Genomic DNA, 15,568 nt, shown 5'->3' with positions numbered 1-15,568 from the left:
GATTGACCGGGCGTCGCCGCCGCTTGACCGCGCGTCCGCCGTTGCTCGGCCGGCGGCAGGGAGGCAGCGATGAGCCAGGACACGCTGTCGGACGTGCTGCGCGGCGTGCGGCTGCGCGGCGCGATGTTCTTCTACGTAGCGGCTGCAAGGACTGGGCGGCCGAGGCGCCGTCGTCGCGGGAGCTCGCGCCGCTGCTGATGCACGGCGTCGAACACGTGATGGAGTATCACGCGGTGGCGCAAGGCAGCTGCTGGGCCGGCATTCCGGGCGGGCCGTCGGTGCAGCTGTTCGCCGGCGACGCCGTGATGTTCCCGCATGGCGACGCCCACGTCGTCTCCAGCGCGCCGGGCATGCGCGGCCTGTCCGACGTCGGCTGGTTCGCCACGCTCGACCTGGCGCACCTGCCGCTGCGCATCGCCATCGAAGGCTGCGACGCGGTCAATCCGGCCTCGCCCGGCTTTCATGCCGATGCGACCGTGGTGTGCGGCTTTCTCGGCTGCGACCTGCATCCGTTCAATCCGCTGATCGAAGCGCTGCCGCACCTGCTGCACCTGCTGCACCTGCGCGCCAGCGACGACGACGCGTGGATGTCGCGCTTTACCCAGCAGGCGGTGGCCGAGTCGCAGGCCGGCCGTCCGGGCGCCGAGGCGATGCTGGCGCGGATGAGCGAGATGATGTTCGTCCATGCGGTGCGGCGCTACACCGACATGCTGCCGGCTGAAGGCGTCGGCTGGCTCACCGCGCTGCGCGACCGCTTTGTCGGGCGCGCGCTGGCGCTGATGCACGAGCAGCCGGCGCGCCCCTGGAGCATCGAGGAGCTCGGGCGCCACGTTGGGCTGTCGCGCTCATCGCTGCACGAACGTTTCGTCCACCTGGTCGGGCTGCCGCCGATGCAGTACCTGGCGCAGTGGCGCATGCAGGCGGCGGCGCGACTGCTGCTCGAAACGCGCGCCAGCATCGCCGCGGTGGCGCTCGACGTCGGCTACGATTCCGAGACCTCGTTTACGCGCGCCTTCAAGCGCGCGGTCGGCAAGCCGCCGGCGGCCTGGCGGCGCGAGCGCGACGCGCTGCCCGCGTGAGCGAGCGACGCCAGCCTGGTCAATTAACTCCAGCGGGGTCAGTGCCGGCAATCGTACACGAGCTGATCCGTGCCGCCCAAACTCCAGCGGGGTCAGTGCCGGCAATCGTACACGAGCTGATCCGTGCCGACCGCGAATGCTGAGGTCGTGTACGTTTGCCGGCACTGACCCCCGGGGGGGCGCCCCCTGGGGCCTTCAAGCGCGCGGTCGGCAAGCCGCCGGCGGCCTGGCGGCGCGCGATCGGCGATAATGACCGCTCTTCATCGCCCGCATCACGGACTCATGCAATACACCCTCGACGACATTCGCAGCAACTTCGACAGCGGCACCTACTCCCGCGGCCGATCCTATGCGCAAAATGGTCATGTGCGGTCGGTGATCGTTGACGACGTCAGCATCCAAAGCAAGGTCAAGGGCAGCGGCGGCCAGCTTTACCGCCAATCGATCAGCGTCGCCCGGCGCCGCCAAGGCATTCATTTCGATGGCAATTGCAGTTGCCCTATGGACCATAATTGCAAACACGTTGTTGCGGCCCTGCTGGTCGGGCTCGAACGCAACGCCGCGGCAATGGCGCACGACGCCGGGCCGCCGTTGCCGTTTGCCTTGGCATACTGGCTCGATTCGGTGCGGGACGCAATCGCCACCGGCGGCGCCAGCGCGGCCACAAAGCACAAGGTCTCCCAGCGGCTGTTGTATGTGCTGGTGCCCGACAGCAGGCGCGGAAGGCTGAAACTGTACCTGAGCAGGGCGCGCATCGGCGCCGACGGCGGCGTCGTGTCGGCCACCGTGGGCCGGGATCTCTATACATTGCTCAGCAGTCCGCCGGCCTACCTGAAGTCGGCCGATCTGCACACCGTGCGCTTGTTCTCTGCCATGTCCGACAGTCGTTTTGGCGTCGCCGAGACGACGCCGAGCGATGAATCCGGCGCCCACTTCCTGCGCCACGTGCTTGCTGCAGATAGTTTGTGCTGGTCCGCGGCGACCGACGGTTTCAAGGCCGGCGACATCGCCCGGATCGCCGCCGGACCGGTGCGCGCCGGCGCGCTCGGATGGACTGGCGATGGCGCCAACGGCAGCATGCGACTTGCCTGGCAGTTCGACAATGGTGAATCGTTCGATTACCTCTTGCCGACCACGCCGCCGATGTACCTGCATGACGGTGTGCTCGGCGAGCTGGTGCTTGGCGACGGCGCGCGCGCGATGCCGGTTGAACGCCTGCTGGCACTGGTGGAAAGTGCCCCTGCGCTCGCGCCTGGCGAGGCGGCCGGCCTGGGGCGCCACCTGACCACGCGCGGATTGGCCGCGCTGGTGCCGGCGCCGCCGGCGCGGCGCCAGGTGACGCGCAGCGATATCCGGCCGCAGCCGGTGCTGGTATTGGGTAGCCGGCACGGTTCGGCACCCGGACGCGGCCAGCCGCACGAGGACGATTACGTCCTGCTCGGTTTCGACTACGACGGCGAGCGCGTGCCAGCGGGCACGGGGGCGGACATCCTGCGGCCGGCCGGCGCCGTGATGGAGCTGATCGCGCGCGACGCGGCGCTGGAGTCGGCGGCCGAGAAGCACTTGGGCGCGCTCGGCTTTCTCGGCGCTGCCAGCGGACCGACGCGCGATGTGCTGCGCGTGGCCAATGTCGACGACTGGCTCGGTTTTGCGCGCGAAGGCTTGCCGCGGCTGCGCGAACTCGGCTGGATCGTCGAACAGGGCGCCGGCCAGCCGTTCGACCTGGCCGAGGTGGAAGAATGGTACGCCGAGGTGGTGGACGACGGCGCCGAAGCGAGCCCGTGGTTCGACCTTGAACTGGGCATCGTCGTCGATGGCGGCCAGGTATCGCTGCTGCCGGTGCTGCTGGAAATGATCCGCAGCGCACCGCACGACTTCGACGCCGCGGCGCTGGCCCTCTACCCGGACGGCGACCTGCTGTTCGCGCGCCTGCCGGACGGCGCGCGGGTGGGGCTGCCGTGGGGCCGGGTCAAGCCGATTCTGGCTGCATTGGGCGAGCTGTTCTTCAAGGAGCACATCGGCAACAGCGTGCGCCTGCCCACGCTCGACGCCGCGCGGCTCGCCGAACTCGAGGCGAGCCTGCAGCTGCGCTGGACCGGCGGACTGCAGTTGCGCGCAATGGGCGAAAAACTGCGTACCTTCGGCGGCGTGCAGGCGGTGCCGGCCCCGCTGGGCCTGCAGGCCAGCCTGCGCCCCTACCAGGGCGCCGGCCTGGCCTGGATGCAGTTCCTGCGCGAGTTCGGCCTGGCCGGCATCCTCGCCGACGACATGGGGCTGGGCAAGACGATTCAGACGCTCGCCCACATCCTGCTCGAAAAAGAGGCGGGCCGCCTGACGGCGCCGGCGCTGGTCGTGGCGCCGACCAGCCTGATGGGCAACTGGCAGGCGGAGGCGGCGCGTTTCGCGCCAGGGCTGCGCGTGCTGCTGCTGCATGGTCCAGAACGCGGCGAACGCTTCGACCAGATCGGCGCGCACGACCTGGTACTGACGACGTACGCGTTGCTGCCGCGCGACGAGGCGCAGCTGCGCGCGCATGCGTTTCACTTGCTGATCCTCGACGAATCGCAATACATCAAGAACAACCGTTCGAAAGCGGCGCAGACGGCATCGTTGCTGACCGCTCGGCACCGGCTGTGCCTGACCGGCACGCCGCTGCAGAACCACCTGGGCGAACTGTGGGCACAATTTCATTTCCTGATGCCCGGCCTGCTGGGCGACGAGAAGGCATTCAACACGAATTTTCGCAAGCCGATCGAAAAGCTGGGCGATGGCGCCCGCAATGCGTTCCTGGTGCAGCGGATCAAGCCGTTCCTGTTGCGCCGCACCAAGGACGCGGTGGCCAAGGAGTTGCCGCCGAAGACAGAGATGGTGCGCGAGGTCGAGTTGATCGGCGCCCAGCGCGATCTGTACGAGACGGTGCGCCTGGCGATGGACCGCAAGGTGCGCGCGGCCATTGCCAGCAAAGGTGTGGCGCGCAGCCAGATCATCATCCTCGACGCCTTGCTCAAGTTGCGCCAGGTGTGTTGCGACCCGCGCCTGGTCAAGGGCGCCGGCGCCGCCGGGCACGCGCCGTCGGCCAAGCTCGACGAACTGATGGCGATGGTCGTCACCTTGCTCGACGAGGGCAGGAAGATTCTCGTGTTCTCGCAATTTACCAGCATGCTGGCGCTGATCGAGGCCGAACTGCGTCAGCGCGACATCCGGTATGCGCTATTGACCGGCGACACCGTCGATCGCGCCGGCCAGGTGGCCACCTTCCAGCAAGGCGAGGTGCCGCTGTTTCTGATCAGCCTGAAGGCGGGCGGCGTCGGGCTCAATCTGACTGCCGCCGACACGGTGATTCATTACGATCCGTGGTGGAACCCGGCCGCCGAGAACCAGGCCACCGACCGCGCCTGGCGCATCGGCCAGGACAAGCCGGTGTTCGTCTACAAACTGATTGCGCGCGGCACGCTGGAAGAGAAAATCCAGCAACTGCAGCGCAAAAAGGCCGGGCTGGCCGACGCCGTGCTGACCGGCACCGGCGCCGGCGAGCTGGCATTGACGCAGGCCGACTTGCAGGCGATCCTGGCGCCGCTCGACGCCTAGAACCGCCGCTCCGTACGGCTAGAACTGCTCGGCCGGCACTGGCTGGCTGAACAAGAATCCCTGGTAGGCGAGGCAGCCGTTCTGCGCCAGGAAGTCGCGCTGGCTCTCGGTCTCGACGCCCTCGGCGATGACGTCGAGTCCCAGCGTGTGGCCCAGCAGCAAGATGGTGCGCGCGATGGCCGCGTCGCTCGGATCGGTGAGCACGTCGCGCACGAACGACTTGTCGATCTTCAGCTGGTCGAGCGGCAGGCGCTTCAGGTACGACAACGATGAATAGCCAGTGCCGAAATCGTCGAGCGCGAGGCTGATGCCCATCGCCCGCAGCGCGTTCATCTTGTCGATCGTGCGTTCGACGTCGGCGACGAGCAGGCTTTCGGTCAGCTCGAGCTTGAGCTTGGCCGGATCGGCGCCGGTTCGGCTCACCACGCTTTGCACCATCTGGACGAAGTCGGGCTGGCGGAACTGGTGCGCGCTGACATTGACGGCCATCGTCAGGTGCGCCGTGACGGCACTGCGCGCCCAGGCAACCAGCTGGCGGCATGCCGTTTCGAGCACCCATTGGCCCAGCGGCAGAATCAGGCCGGTTTCCTCGGCCAGCGGGATGAACATCGCCGGCATCACCAGCCGGCGGCGCGGATGGCGCCAGCGGATCAGGGCCTCGGCGCCGGTGGTATGGCCGGCGCCGTCGGTCTGGCTCTGATAGACGAGGTCGAACTCGTGCTGCTTGAGGCCGTGGCGCAGGTCCGCTTCGAGCTGCACGCGCGCGCTGATGACGATCTGCATCTGCGGGTCGTAAAAACGGATGGTGCTGCGGCCGGCCGACTTGGCCTGGTACATCGCCAAGTCGGCCCGCTTGAGCAGTTCGTCGACGTCGGCGCTATGCCGGGTGAACAAGGCGACGCCGATGCTCGACGTCGTAGGGTGCTGGTGCCCGTCGAGATGGAACGGCGTATCGAAGACGGCGAGGATCTTTTCGGCGATGCGCTCGGCCTGGGCGGCCGCTTCGGCTGGCTGGTCCGACAAATCCTCCAGCACGATGACGAATTCGTCGCCGCCGTGGCGCGCCACCGTGTCGCTGGCGCGCGGCACGCGCGAGCGCAGCCGCAGCGCCACCTGCTGCAGCAACAGGTCGCCCTTGTCGTGGCCGAGCGTGTCGTTCAGGCTCTTGAAGTTGTCGAGGTCGAGAAACAGCACTGCGCCGGTGCGGCCGGTGCGCCGGCACGTGGCGACCGCGTGGCGCATGCGGTCGAGCAGCAAACGGCGGTTCGGCAGCGCCGTCAGCAGATCGAAAAACGCCAGGTCCTCGATTTCGCGTTCGGCCCGCTTGCGCTGGGTGATGTCGGTATCGATGCACAGCATCGAATGCGGCCCGCCGTCGTCGTCGCGCATCAAGGTCAGGTGCGCTTCGACGCAGACGGTGCTGCCATCCTTGCGCCGTTTGAGCAGTTCGCCGGTCCATTCGCCTTGCTGCAGCATCTTGCCGAAGGCACGCTCGAACGGCGCGCGGTCAGCGACGATCAGGTCGGCCTTGATGGCGCCGATCACCTCGTCCGACGTCCAGCCGTACAGCCGCTGCGCGCCCTTGTTCCAGTACGTGATGCGGCCGTTGATGTCGGTCGCCGAAATCGCGTCGAGCGCCTTGTCGAGCAGCGAAGCCTGCACCCGGTTGCGCGCCTCGGCGTCGGCACGCTCGGCTTCGGCCCGTTTTTGCGCGGTGACGTCGAGCATGGCGCCGATTGCCCGCTGCGCGCTGCCGTCGGCGGCGCGAATGAAGATGCAGCGGTCGCGCACGTCGACGTAGGCGCCGTCGCGGCGCATGAAGCGGTAGTCGGCGTGCCAGTCATGGCCGCCCTCGTCGCGCGCCTTGAGCAGGCCGGACAGCACGCCCGCGCGCTCGTCGGGATGGATGCGGCGCGCCCAGATCGCGATGCCCTCGTCGATCTGGTCGGGCGTGTAGCCAAATGCATTGCGCATCCCTTCGTTCCACCAGACGCGGTCCTGCGCCAGGTCCCAGTCCCAGATGATGTCGGTGGTGGTGTTGGCGACCAGCCGGAAGCGTTCGGCATTCTGCCGCTCGATTTCCTGCAGGCTCTTGCGTTCGGAGATGTCGGTGAAGTACACCGCCAGGCCCTCGCGCGACGGAAAGATGCGCAGTTCCTTCCACGCATGGAAAGGCACGTAGAGTTCTTCGAAGGCGGCCGGACGGTGCTGCGCCATTGCCTGCCGGTACTGCGTCTCGAAGCGGGTGCCGATCAGGTCGGGAAACGCTTTCCACAGCACCTTGCCTAGCAGCTCGTCGCGCCGCTGCTGCAGCAGCCGCTCGGCTTCCGAATTGAGGTAGGTGAAGCGCCAGTCGTTGTCGAGCATGTAGAAGGCGTCGGTCATGCTCTCGAGCGTGGTGACCAGCTTGCGCGACAGCGCGCGCAGCGCCGCCTTCGAACGCTTTACGCCCGTCAGGTCGGCCAGCGTGCCGGCCATGGCGGGTTGGCCGTCCTGGTCGACGAACGGATAGCCGCGCATGATGAGCTCGCGCACTTCGCCGTTCGGCCACACCACGCGGTGCTCGAGCATTGGCTGGATTGATCCGCGCCGGGCCTGTTCCAGCATCGCCAGCACCTTGCCGCGGTCGTCAGGATGAACGGCGGCGATATAGGCGTCGATGCTGGCGTCGACGTACTGCCTGTCGATACCGGCGATGCGGTAAGTCTCGTCCGACCAGATCAGCTTGCCGGATGCGCACAGGTACTCCCAGATGCCGACGTGGGCAACGTTTTGAACCTCGCTGAGCTGGCGTTCGATCAGCACCTGTTTGGTGGTCGGCATGGTCGTGCGCTCCATACGTCGGTCATTTTTAGATGGGCCGTTCGTCAATCGGTTCGCCATGCATGTGCGCAAGAGCCGGCCATAAGAACGGCCAGCAGGACGCGCGCGGCCCGTCAGATCATTTCCAGCGGGCGCTTGGACGTCGGCGGCGCGAATGCGCGGTCGAGGGCGGCGAGGTCGCTGTCGGACAGCGCGATGTCGAGCGCCATCAGGTTCTGCCGAACGTGCTCGACCGTGCCGGCCTTGGGCACGGCAATGACGCCATCGTGGCGCACGGCCCACGCCAGTGCAATCTGCGCCGGCGTGACGGCATAGGCGTCGGCGATGCGGCGCAATTCCGGGTCGCCCAGCAAACGGGCCTGCTCGAGCGGTGAATAGGCCATCACCGGAAGTTGGCGCTGCTCGCACCAGGGCAACAGGTCGAATTCGATGCCGCGCCGCGCCAGGTTGTACAGCACCTGGTTGGTCTGCACCGCCGGTCCGCCGTGCTTGCCGACCAGCTCGGTCATGTCGGCCGTGTCGAAGTTGCTGACCCCCCATGAGCGGATTTTTCCGGTGCGCATCAGCGTCTCGAACGCTTCGAGCGTCTCCGCCAGCGGCACCCTGCCACGCCAGTGCAGCAGGTACAGGTCGAGGTGATCGGTTTGCAGGCGGCGCAGGCTGCGCTCGCAAGCGGCGATGGTGCCGGCACGCGTGGCATTTTGCGGCAGTACCTTACTGACCAACAAGACCTTGCTGCGGCGGCCCTCGATCGCCTGACCGACCAGGTCCTCGGTGGCGCCATCGCCATACATCTCGGCGGTGTCGACGACGCTCATGCCGGCGTCGATGCCGAAGCGCAGCGCCTCGATCTCGCCGGCGCGGCTGCCGGGCGACTCGCCCATGCCCCAGGTTCCCTGGCCGAGCACAGGTACAGCCTGGCCGGATGGCAATTTGGTAGTGCGCATATTGTTCTCCTGGTCGCCCTTGAATGCAGGTTTAGCCTGATTCTACCGTCCGAAACGGCCGCACGGCAGGGCGGGTCAACGGAAAGATGACTTGCAGCACCACCATGCGACAATGGTTCCTCAACACCAGCCAGGCGGGAAAAAATGAAAAAACTGATCTTTATGCTTGCACTGCTGATTGGCAGCAGCGCCCACGCCCAGGTCTACTTCGATTCGGGCAGCGCACGGCCGAACAATCCGGGCGCCGCCAAGCGCGACGTCCGGGAACAGCAGCGCGCCCAGCCTGCCGCCAAGGCGCGGCCGAAACTGGTGCGCTGCCGCGATGGCGTCCGGCGCCAGGCGCGTCTGTGCGCCCGTCACGGCGGCGTCGCCCGCCGCTAGTATCGTCAGCGCGGCGCGCCGAACACCTGGGTCCAGTAAACCCGCGGGGTGTCGCGCGACGTGTCGACAGCGTACGCCGCGCCCATTTCGGTAAACGCGGGGTTCATGATGTTGGCGCAGTGGCCCGGGCTCGAGAGCCAGCCGGCCACGGCGTCTTCGGCCGACTCCTGGCCCGCCGCGATGTTCTCGCCGACGCGGCGCCATCGGTAACCGGCAGCGCTGGCGCGCTCGCCCACCAGGCGGCCATCCTTTCCCTTGTGCTGGAAGAAGTGCTGGCTCGCCATGTCGAGGCTGTGCGACAGCGCGGCGTCGCCAAGCGCGCTGTTCCACGCCAGCGCCGCTACGGCGGCAAATTGCGCATCGCCGCAGGTTTGCCCGGCGGCGCGCGCCTCGTTCACTTCGCGCAGAATCGCTTTGCCGACGTCGCGCGTGTCGCCAAGCAGAAGGATAGGCGAGGGCGGCGCCGGCTGCGCCAGCACGATCAGCCAGCTGTCGCCGTTGCGGCTGGCGCCGATTGCGGAGAAATCGTCGCGCAGCAAGGTGCGGCAATATCTTTGCTCGATGATGGCCATCGCGTCGCGCGCGTCGGCGGCGCCGGCAATGGTAATCGCCTCCGCCCTTGCCACCGGGTAGCCGGCGCGCGCCAGCACCTGGTCGAGGAAGGCGCCGGCAGTGACTTTTACGCGAGACAATGCAGGCTGCGGCGCCAGCGGCGGCACGGGACTGGCGCGGCGGCCCTCACAGCTGCCGGGCGCCGAGCGGTAGCTGTTGATGAGGGCAACCAGCGGGTCGCGCTGCTGCGCGTGGACGGCCGACGAGGCAAGCATGGCGGCGACAGCGCCAAGGCCGGCGAGCGTGGCGGCCTGGCAAAGCTTCGATGTGGTCAAGGGCGACATGTTTGCTATGCTAGCGTATTTCCGCCGGCGGACAATTTACGGAGCAGTACATATGGTCTCTTTGCAAGAGCAGCTTTTGAAGGCCGGCCTGGTCGACAAGAACAAGGTCAAACAGGCAAACCACGACAAGAGCAAGCAGAAGAAGGTCGAGCGGCGCACCGGCACCGAGAGTGTCGATGAAGTGCGGCTGGCCGCCGCCGAGACGCAGCGCAAGAATGCCGAGCGCGCGCGCGACCTGAACGCCCAGCGCGATGCGGCCGCCACGCAGAAGGCGATCGTCGCGCAAATCGCCCAGATGGTGCAGAAAAATCGCCAGGGCAAGGGCAATGGCGACATTGCCTACAACTTCACCCATGGCAGCAAGATCGAGCGCATGTACGTGTCGGCCGCGGTGCAGGGCCACCTGATGGCGGGACGCCTGGTCATCGTGTGCCTGGCCGGCGTGACCGAACTGGTGCCGAGGGTGATTGCCGACAAGATCGCCGAGCGCGACGCTTCGCTGGTGGTGCGGGTGAACAAGAAGGCCGCCACCGAGCCGGAAGCTGACGATCCGTATGCGGCGTTCCAGATTCCAGACGACCTGATGTGGTAGAGCGTAGTAACGCTGCGAAAACACAAACGCCACCCGAAAGGTGGCGTTTCAGTTAGGTTAGCACGGCGGTCAATTCCATCCGGTGGCGTTGGCGCTAACGACTTCTTTTTGCCCAGCGTCGCGATCGCTGCACGCTTTAACGCCGGGGCGGTGCCGCTCAGTCGGTAACGACGTGCCACACGTCCTTCACCTTGTCGCCCGTCTTGTCGCCGGATTTCTTGTCCTTGACGAAGGTGTACAGCGGCTTGCCCTTGTAGGCGAGCTGCTTGCTGCCGTCGTCGCGCGTGATGGTCGAATACGGCGCCGCCAGCTTGGCGTCGCCGGCCTGGACCGGCGGCCAGTTCTGCGCGCATGCGCCGGTACAGGTGCTCTTGCCGCTGTTGGCAGCGTCGTTGTCGTAGGTGTACACCGTCATCCCTCTCGAATCGACCAGCACGCCGCCGGCCTTCTTGACAGGGGCGTCGACGGCGACGGCGGATTGGGTGAACAGGGCAAACAGGACTGCAGTACCAAGGCTGACTGATTTCATGGAAGTCTCCTGTGAATGATCAAGTGCGAGGACCGGTGGATTATCGAACTGCCAGCTCATTCTAGCGCAAGCGAAGCGGCCGAACTGCCGCTCCATTCGCCGGTCGTACATAAGTCAGCGGTCCAGCGGCGCGCAGCAGGGGCAACTCATGAACCTCGAAAAAGTGATTTTTGCGTTTTTCATTGTGTTTGCCGCGACGCTCAACTTCGGCTTTTTCATCGGCGACATCGCGCGGCCCGAACTGCACAATATTTACGAGCTGTTCGCCGCCATCGTCGTCAACATCATCGCGACCATCCTCAAGTTCGGCGACCGCACGCAGATCGGCGCGGTGCTGCTGTCGACCAGCCTGGTCGCCGACATCCAGCTCGTCGCCGCTGCGGTGGTCTGGACCTTTGCAGTCCATATCACCGGCGCCGGCATGACGGCCAAGATGACGGCCAGCGTCGTCTCGCTGTCGGGCGGCGCGCTGCTGGCCAACCTCGTCTCGCTCGTCATGCTGATCGTCGAGACAGTCATGATGCGGCGCTAGACGTGAACAGCGTTTTCTTCCTGATCCTGCGCCGCATGCGCGCGCCGCTGATAGTGCTGATCGTGTTTTATGCCGTCGGCGTGCTGGTGCTGACGTTCATTCCCGGCCTGCATGACGACGGCACGCCGGCGCCGCCGCTCAGTTTTTTTCACGCGTTCTATTTCGTCAGCTACACCGCCACGTCGATCGGCTTCGGCGAAATACCGCGGCCTTTCTCGGATGCGCAGCGCCTGTGGGCCAGCGTGTGCATCTACATGATGGTGATCGGCTGGTCGTACGCAATCGTCACGGTGCTCACGCTGCTGCAGGACAAGGCGTTCCTGCAGGCGCTGGCGGCGACCCGCTTTGAACGGCGCGTGCGGCACGCCCGGGCGCCGTTCTACCTGGTCTGCGGATGCGGCGAAACGGGCAGCCTGATCTGCCGCGCGCTCGACCTGATGGGCTACGATTTCGCCATCCTCGAAAAAGACGAACTGCGCGTCGAAGAGCTGGCGATGGAAGAGTACATCACCAACGATCCGGTCGTGGTGGCCGACGCGCGCCAGTCGGCGTACCTGCAGATGGCCGGCCTGCGCCACCCCATGTGCCGCGGCGTGCTGGCCATCACCAGCGACGAGGAAGTGAACCTGGCCATCGCCATCAACGTGCGCCTGCTCAACCCGGCGCTCACCGTGCTGGCGCGCGTGCGCAGCGCGCGGGTGGCCGCCAGCATGGCTTCGTTCGGCACCCACCACATCGTCAATGCCTTCGAGCGCTTCGCCGAATACCTGGCGCTGGCAATCAGCGCGCCGGACCGCTTTCGCCTGATCGAAATCCTCACCGGCCTGCCCGGAACGCCGCTGCCGGAAATTCACCGGCCGCCGCGCGGGCACTGGATCGTCTGCGGCTACGGCACCTTCGGCGCGGCGGTCGCGCGCTTTCTCGCGTTGCCCGGCATCGCGATGACGGTCATCGATCCCGAGGGCGAGGGGCCGCCCGATTGCCGCACGCTGAAAGGCTTCGGCAATGAAGCGGACGTGCTCGAGCAGGCCGGCGTGATGGCCGCGTGCGGCATCGTCGCCGGCAGCGACGACGACATCGGCAACCTGTCGATCGCGGTAATGGCGAGAAAGCTCAATCCGGACATCTTTGTGGTGGCGCGCCAGAACCAGGCCGCCAACGACGTGCTGTTCGAATCGTTCCGCGCCGATTTCAGCATGGTGCACACGCGCATCGTCGCGCAGGAATGCATCTCGGTGCTGACGACGCCGCTGCTGGCGCGCTTCCTCGACGGACTGCGCCACGCCGACGAAAGCCGCAGCAAGGAGATGTCGAGCCGGCTCGAAGGCATCTGCGAAGGCCTGGTGCCGGAGGTATGGGGTGTCGAAGTCGACGAGGGCGGCGCGCCGGCGCTGCACAAGGCACTCGTGGCGCGGCAGGCCATCAGCGTCGGCCAGCTGCTGCGCGACAACGCCGACTGGGAGGCGATGCTGCCGGTGGTGGTGCTGATGATCGTGCGCCGGGGCGCCTCGTTCGTGCTGCCCGATGATGCGTTCGGCCTGGCGGCGGGCGATGCGCTGCTGATCGTCGGCCAGCATGCGGCGCGCTCGGCGCTGTCGCTGACGCTGCAAAACGCCAATGCCCTCGACTTTGTGCTCACCGGCCAGGACCGGTGTGGCGGCAGCCTGTGGCAGTTGTTGTTCAGCAAAAACTAGGCCCGGTTTTGCGAACTGGCGGCCAACGAGATTGTCGAACCAACTTGAAAGGCCGGAAGCTCCGTTTGGATCGGCCGGATGCAGCCCAGAGGAGACGTCATGAGCGAGCCAAGTCAGTCATCACCTTCCCAGCAACAAACACAGTCGCGCGACGCCGGCGCGCCCGATTTTTCCGCCATCAAACAACGCCAGCAGGCCACCTGGGCCAGCGGTGACTTCGCCATCATCGGCGTCACACTGCAAATTGTTGGCGAATCGCTGGCCGAGGCGGCCGACATCCGCGCCAGCGAGCGCGTCATCGATATCGCCGCCGGCAACGGCAATGCCACGCTTGCCGCGGCGCACCGGTTTGCCCAGGTAACGTCGACCGACTACGTGCCGGCGCTGCTCGACAAAGGCCGCGCCCGCGCCGCCGCGGAGGGGCTGCAGATCGATTTTCGCGAAGCCGATGCCGAGGCATTGCCATTTCCCGATGGCAGCTTCGACGTCGCCTTGTCGACCTTCGGCGTGATGTTCACCCCTGACCAACAGCGCGCGGCAGCGGAAATGCTGCGCGTGGTGCGTCCCGGCGGGCGCATCGGCATGGCGAACTGGACACCCGAAGGTTTTGTCGGCCAGCTTTTCAAGACCATCGGCAAGCACGTGCCGCCGCCGGCCGGCCTGAAGTCGCCCGCGTTGTGGGGAACCGAGGACTATCTGCGCCAGCTGTTCGGCGATGCCGCCGATCGCATTCACGTAGAACGAAAGCTTTTCAATTTCCGCTATGCGTCGGCGGCGCACATGCTGCAAGTGTTCCGCGACTACTACGGGCCGGTGTACAAGGCCTTCGCCGCGGTCGCGGCCGGTGCCGATGGCGGCCAGGCGCTGGAGCAGGACATCAATGCCTTGCTGGATCGCTGCAATACGGCAGGGTCGGCATCGCTGGTGGTGCCGGCGGAATACCTGGAGGTGGTGATCACCAAACGCAGCGTCTGAAAACGGCGGAACGGCTCGTCGAGCTGGCGTCCGCGCGGGCAGTTTCGCCGCGCGGTCGCCGTGCGCGTGCGCGTAGTAGGTGTGCCGAATGCAAAACTGGTGTATTTTGCACGGGTGACGTGAAGTCACGCCAATTAACTCTGTCCACCGACCGCCGGTCGACAATCAATAAAAGGATGTAAATATGCAACTTCTTTCTGGCAAAGGCAAATCGCTCCTGTGCGCATTCGCAGCATCGGTAGTGTCCGTTAGCGCGTTCGCGCAAGCCTGGCCTACCGGGACGGTAACGGTGGTTGTGCCGTGGCCGCCAGGTGGCCCGTCGGACATTGCAGCGCGTCCGTTTGCCAAGAGCCTGACTGGGACAGTGGGCCAGACCTTCGTCATCGACAACCGCGCTGGCGGCGGCGGCAACATCGGCTCGGCCGCGGTTGCCCGCGCCAAGCCGGACGGCCAGACCTTGCTGATCACGTCGAGCGCGCCGATCGTCATCAATCCTAGTCTGTACAAGAACATGACGTTCGATCCGCTCAAGGACCTGGCGCCGATCAGCAACTTGCTGCGCGTGCCGCTGGTGCTGGTGGCAAATCCGTCGGTGCCGGCCAAGAACCTCAAAGAGCTGATCGCCCACGTCCAGTCGAAGCAGGGCAAGTTCTCGTTCGGTTCGTCGGGCAGCGGCACGCCGCAGCACCTGACCGGCGAGTTGTTCAACAGCGTCTTGAAGCTGGACATGATTCACGTGCCATACAAGGGTTCGGCGCCGGCAATTGCCGACCTGCTGGGCGGTCACATTCCGATCATGTTCGACAGCACGATCGCGATCATGCCGCATATTAAGAGCGGCAAAGTCGTACCGATCGCCGTGACCGGCGCCAAGCGCTCGCCACTGCTGCCGAACGTACCGACCTTTGCGGAGCTGGGCCAGCCATCGCTAGAATCGTACGCATGGTACGGCCTGTTCGCGCCGGCGGGCACCCCGAAGGACGTGATCGCCAAGATCAACGCCGAAACCGTCAAGTTCATGAAGGGTCCTGAATTCGAGAAGATTCGCGCTGAGACCGGTTCCGAGTTTGTTGGCGATACGCCTGAAAACTTCGGCAAGTTCGTCCAGGCCGAATCGATCAAGTGGGGCAAGGTCGTCAAGTCGAGTGGTGCAACCGTCGACTAAACCACTCGGTTGGGAAACAAGAACGCCACCCTCGGGTGGCGTTTTTGTTTTATACAGCTCGGCCCAACCAAGAGAGCGCAATTGCCGTTCGAGTCTATGCGTCTGGTTCAACATCCGGATTCAGCGCGCTTCGCACATAGTTCAGGCCGTCGGAAAATTTCCCGATCAGTTTGCAATTAAACGCCTCGAGATGCTTAACAATTTCAGGAACAAGGAAATCTCGCGAATTCTTATTGATAAAGCACTGAGGGCTGGATAGTTGGTGTGTAACCCGCGAGTGTACTGATGCATAAACAATCGCGTCTTGAGGACTCAACCTTAAGGTTTGTTGCGCGAGTAATGCACTTCGAAAGACATCGCGATCCAG

The 15,568-nt window shown here is 65.7% G+C and carries 12 protein-coding genes; 8 read left to right on the top strand and 4 right to left on the bottom strand.

Features of this window, described 5'->3' with window-relative positions; translation table 11 throughout:
• The first annotated feature begins 2 nt into the window (after positions 1-2).
• Entirely contained in the window at positions 3-1,079 is a 1,077-nt protein-coding gene (locus CR105_RS20705) for an AraC family transcriptional regulator (protein WP_229414043.1), read from the top strand.
• A 282-nt stretch (positions 1,080-1,361) separates the two neighbouring features.
• Entirely contained in the window at positions 1,362-4,667 is a 3,306-nt protein-coding gene (locus CR105_RS20700) for a DEAD/DEAH box helicase (protein WP_099791722.1), read from the top strand.
• Between the two features lie 18 nt (positions 4,668-4,685).
• Here the strand turns inward: CR105_RS20700 and CR105_RS29400 are convergent, their stop codons facing one another.
• On the bottom strand, positions 4,686-7,490 hold the full coding sequence (locus CR105_RS29400) for an EAL domain-containing protein (RefSeq protein WP_180288251.1): 2,805 nt from the start codon (positions 7,488-7,490) through the stop codon (positions 4,686-4,688).
• 113 nt (positions 7,491-7,603) lie between these two features.
• Complete coding sequence (locus tag CR105_RS20690) at positions 7,604-8,437, bottom strand: aldo/keto reductase (protein ID WP_099791718.1); 834 nt, start codon at positions 8,435-8,437, stop codon at positions 7,604-7,606.
• 144 nt (positions 8,438-8,581) lie between these two features.
• Between CR105_RS20690 and CR105_RS20685 the strand changes: the two genes are divergently transcribed.
• Positions 8,582-8,818 carry a hypothetical protein gene (locus tag CR105_RS20685; RefSeq protein ID WP_099791716.1) on the top strand — a complete coding sequence of 79 codons (237 nt, stop codon included), beginning with the start codon at positions 8,582-8,584 and terminating at the stop codon, positions 8,816-8,818.
• 5 nt (positions 8,819-8,823) lie between these two features.
• On the opposite strand, the gene CR105_RS20680 is transcribed toward CR105_RS20685, so the two are convergent.
• On the bottom strand, positions 8,824-9,714 hold the full coding sequence (locus CR105_RS20680) for a CAP domain-containing protein (protein ID WP_218968732.1): 891 nt from the start codon (positions 9,712-9,714) through the stop codon (positions 8,824-8,826).
• 52 nt (positions 9,715-9,766) lie between these two features.
• Between CR105_RS20680 and CR105_RS20675 the strand changes: the two genes are divergently transcribed.
• The gene (locus CR105_RS20675; RefSeq protein ID WP_099791714.1) at positions 9,767-10,306 is read left to right on the top strand and encodes a DUF2058 domain-containing protein; all 540 of its coding nucleotides are present in this window, start codon (positions 9,767-9,769) and stop codon (positions 10,304-10,306) included.
• Positions 10,307-10,463: 157 nt separating this feature from the next.
• On the opposite strand, the gene CR105_RS20670 is transcribed toward CR105_RS20675, so the two are convergent.
• Entirely contained in the window at positions 10,464-10,835 is a 372-nt protein-coding gene (locus CR105_RS20670; RefSeq protein ID WP_099791712.1) for a COG4315 family predicted lipoprotein, read from the bottom strand.
• Between the two features lie 148 nt (positions 10,836-10,983).
• Between CR105_RS20670 and CR105_RS20665 the strand changes: the two genes are divergently transcribed.
• From CR105_RS20665 to CR105_RS20650, 4 genes are all read left to right on the top strand, one after another.
• Positions 10,984-11,367, top strand: coding sequence for a DUF6394 family protein (locus tag CR105_RS20665; protein ID WP_099791710.1), 384 nt, complete (start codon positions 10,984-10,986; stop codon positions 11,365-11,367).
• Positions 11,368-11,369: 2 nt separating this feature from the next.
• The gene (locus CR105_RS20660) at positions 11,370-13,061 is read left to right on the top strand and encodes a potassium channel family protein (protein WP_099791708.1); all 1,692 of its coding nucleotides are present in this window, start codon (positions 11,370-11,372) and stop codon (positions 13,059-13,061) included.
• Positions 13,062-13,160: 99 nt separating this feature from the next.
• Positions 13,161-14,036, top strand: a complete 876-nt coding sequence (locus tag CR105_RS20655; RefSeq protein ID WP_099791706.1) for a class I SAM-dependent methyltransferase — start codon at positions 13,161-13,163, stop codon at positions 14,034-14,036.
• A gap of 184 nt (positions 14,037-14,220) precedes the next feature.
• Positions 14,221-15,201 carry a Bug family tripartite tricarboxylate transporter substrate binding protein gene (locus CR105_RS20650; protein ID WP_099791704.1) on the top strand — a complete coding sequence of 327 codons (981 nt, stop codon included), beginning with the start codon at positions 14,221-14,223 and terminating at the stop codon, positions 15,199-15,201.
• The last annotated feature ends 367 nt before the right edge of the window (positions 15,202-15,568 follow it).

The sequence above is a fragment of the Massilia eurypsychrophila genome (assembly GCF_002760655.1).
Classification (GTDB): Bacteria; Pseudomonadota; Gammaproteobacteria; order Burkholderiales; family Burkholderiaceae_D; genus JAFCUW01.
This window is presented reverse-complemented; position numbering and strand designations above follow the sequence as displayed.

Excerpts from the sequence above, each read along its gene's own strand:
- CR105_RS20700 (WP_099791722.1), top strand. The coding sequence starts at position 1,362 with ATGCAATACACCCTCGACGACATTCGCAGCAACTTCGACAGCGGCACC.
- CR105_RS29400 (WP_180288251.1), bottom strand. The coding sequence starts at position 7,490 with ATGCCGACCACCAAACAGGTGCTGATCGAACGCCAGCTCAGCGAGGTT.
- CR105_RS20690 (WP_099791718.1), bottom strand. The coding sequence starts at position 8,437 with ATGCGCACTACCAAATTGCCATCCGGCCAGGCTGTACCTGTGCTCGGC.
- CR105_RS20685 (WP_099791716.1), top strand. The coding sequence starts at position 8,582 with ATGAAAAAACTGATCTTTATGCTTGCACTGCTGATTGGCAGCAGCGCC.
- CR105_RS20680 (WP_218968732.1), bottom strand. The coding sequence starts at position 9,714 with ATGTCGCCCTTGACCACATCGAAGCTTTGCCAGGCCGCCACGCTCGCC.
- CR105_RS20675 (WP_099791714.1), top strand. The coding sequence starts at position 9,767 with ATGGTCTCTTTGCAAGAGCAGCTTTTGAAGGCCGGCCTGGTCGACAAG.
- CR105_RS20670 (WP_099791712.1), bottom strand. The coding sequence starts at position 10,835 with ATGAAATCAGTCAGCCTTGGTACTGCAGTCCTGTTTGCCCTGTTCACC.
- CR105_RS20665 (WP_099791710.1), top strand. The coding sequence starts at position 10,984 with ATGAACCTCGAAAAAGTGATTTTTGCGTTTTTCATTGTGTTTGCCGCG.
- CR105_RS20655 (WP_099791706.1), top strand. The coding sequence starts at position 13,161 with ATGAGCGAGCCAAGTCAGTCATCACCTTCCCAGCAACAAACACAGTCG.
- CR105_RS20650 (WP_099791704.1), top strand. The coding sequence starts at position 14,221 with ATGCAACTTCTTTCTGGCAAAGGCAAATCGCTCCTGTGCGCATTCGCA.